Source organism: Xanthobacter autotrophicus (assembly GCF_029991245.1).
In the GTDB taxonomy this organism is placed as follows: Bacteria; Pseudomonadota; Alphaproteobacteria; order Rhizobiales; family Xanthobacteraceae; genus Xanthobacter; species Xanthobacter autotrophicus_C.
Window position 1 is genome coordinate 1 of sequence record NZ_JAIVFO010000274.1, and the last position, 2,154, is coordinate 2,154.

The 2,154-nt window shown below is 69.3% G+C and carries 2 protein-coding genes; one reads left to right on the forward strand and one right to left on the reverse strand.

The genetic code is table 11. The annotated features are described in order from the left end of the window. Positions 1–36: 36 nt before the first annotated feature. Positions 37–732, reverse strand: coding sequence for a winged helix-turn-helix transcriptional regulator (locus K9U41_RS22650; protein ID WP_282643096.1), 696 nt, complete (start codon positions 730–732; stop codon positions 37–39). A gap of 165 nt (positions 733–897) precedes the next feature. On the opposite strand from K9U41_RS22650, the gene K9U41_RS22655 reads away from it, so the two are divergent. Beyond that, positions 898–2,043, forward strand: coding sequence for an acyl-CoA dehydrogenase family protein (locus K9U41_RS22655; RefSeq protein WP_282643097.1), 1,146 nt, complete (start codon positions 898–900; stop codon positions 2,041–2,043). Positions 2,044–2,154 lie beyond the last annotated feature (111 nt).

Sequence of the window (2,154 nt, forward strand, 5' to 3'; positions counted from 1 at the left end):
CGGGGGCGGATGGCAAGGGGTGGGCCGGTGGACCCCTCACGCCACCTTGCGCTCCTTGGCGAAGGGGCTGAGGCCGAGCCAGGACTGGATGTTGCCGGCGAGCCCCGGATCCCCGGTCAGCATCAGCCGCCGCTCGTCCACGGCCACGCGCACGGTATCAAGGCCCATCCAGATCGCCGTCATGGTCTTGAGGTCGCTCGCCACGTAGAGATCCACGTCGAAGCCGGGATCGACGCTGCACAGGTCCACGTCCATCCGGGGCTCGACGATGAGCCACCAGGAGCGCTGCCCCGCCGACAGCTCCGGATACTGGAACTTGATGAGGCTGCGCCGCTTCGGCATGGGGGTGGGGTCGAGGTTGCGGCGCATGTCCCACATCAGCAGCGACACATCGAGATGCTGCAGCGACAGCTCCGTCTCCACCCAGCGCTGCCCCCAGATGCCGAAGGCTTCCACCAGCGGTCCCAGTTCCTGCCCGGCGGCGGTCAGGCGGTATTCGAACACGCCGGCCTCGGTGCGTGAGGCGGCGCGGTAGAGGATGCCTGCCGCCTCCAGCTCCTTCAGCCGCTGCGACAACAGCGCGGGCGACATGCGCGGCACGCCCCGCCGCAGGTCGTTGAAGCGCGTGGACCCCGCCACCAGCTCGCGCAGCAGCACAACGGTCCAGCGGGTGCAGAGGATCTCCGCCGCCATGGCCACCGGACAGAACTGCTTGTAGCTGCCTTGCGTCATGATTTCCTCTAGGGAATATGCTGGCTTAGAATACGCCTCCCGGACATGGGGGCCAAGTTCATTTTCTGTATTGGCCCGCTTCAGTTCCTGAACTAGCGCCCGGCCACCAGAAATGGGCATCCTCCCTCTATAAATGAGGGCTTCGACAACAGCCGGAGGATGGAAATGTCTGTAGGTATCCACGCAGCGATTGAACCTGTCAGGACCGATTGGCTTGCGCAGGTCGATAATACCGCCGGCGAAATCGGTGCGCACGCCGCCGAGCACGATGCGCGCGAGAGCTTCGTCTCCGACACCTTCCAGAAGCTGAAGGCCGACGGCTTCTTCAAGGCGCTGGTGCCGGAGGAGTTCGGCGGCGGCGGCGCCAGCGTCGCCGACATCTGCGAGGTGGTCCGCCGCCTCGGCGCGCAGTGCGGCTCCACCGCGCTCGCCTTCTCCATGCATTCGCACCTGGTGGCCACCGCCGCCTGGCGCTGGCGCCACCAGAACGCGCCCACGGACGGCCTGCTGAAGCGCGTGGCGGCCGAAAACCTCGTGCTGGTCTCCAGTGGCGGCTCGGACTGGCTGCGCAGCGAGGGCACCGCCACCCCCTGCGAGGGGGGCTTCCGCATCAATGCGCGCAAGGTCTTCTCCAGCGGCTGCCCGGCCGGCGACCTGCTGATGACCAGCGCCGTTTACGATGATCCGGAGGCCGGCCCCACCGTGCTGCACTTCGCCGTGCCGTTCACGGCGCCGGGGGTCACGGTGCTGGATACCTGGCACGTGATGGGCATGCGCGGCACCGGCTCCCACGACGTGCTGCTGCGCGACGTGTTCGTGCCCGCGGCCTCCATCGCAGGGCGGCGGCCGCAGGGCAAGTGGCACCTGCTGTTCCACACCATCAGCATGATCGCCTTCCCCATCATCTATTCCGCCTACATGGGGGTGGCCGACGGGGCACGGGCGACGGCGCTGGAGATCGGCCGCCGCCGCGGCTTCGACACCGGCCTGCCCGCCCGCGTCGGCGCCATGGAGAATGCCCATGCCATGGCCGGCCTCGCCCTCGACGCCATGGTGCGCATGGCCGGTGGAGCGATGCCGGGACCGGAGACCACCAGCCGGGTGATGACCGCCCGGACCCTGGCCGGCCGCGGCGCCATCGAGACGGTGGAGCGCGCCATGGAAGTGGTGGGCGGCGCCTCCTTCTATCGGGACCTGGGCCTGGAGCGCGCCTTCCGCGACGTGCAGGGCGCCCGCTTCCACCCGCTGCGCGCCGACGAGCAGGCGCTCTTCACCGGCCGGGTGGCGCTGGGGCTGGACGTGGACGGGTAGGAGCGGGTCGCCCAAGCGCAGAGGCCGGAGCCGGACCGGCTCCGGCGAACACGCGCCCTCGCACCGGTGGCCCTGTGCGGGGGCGTTGGTGTTTTTGGGGCGGGGGAGGTG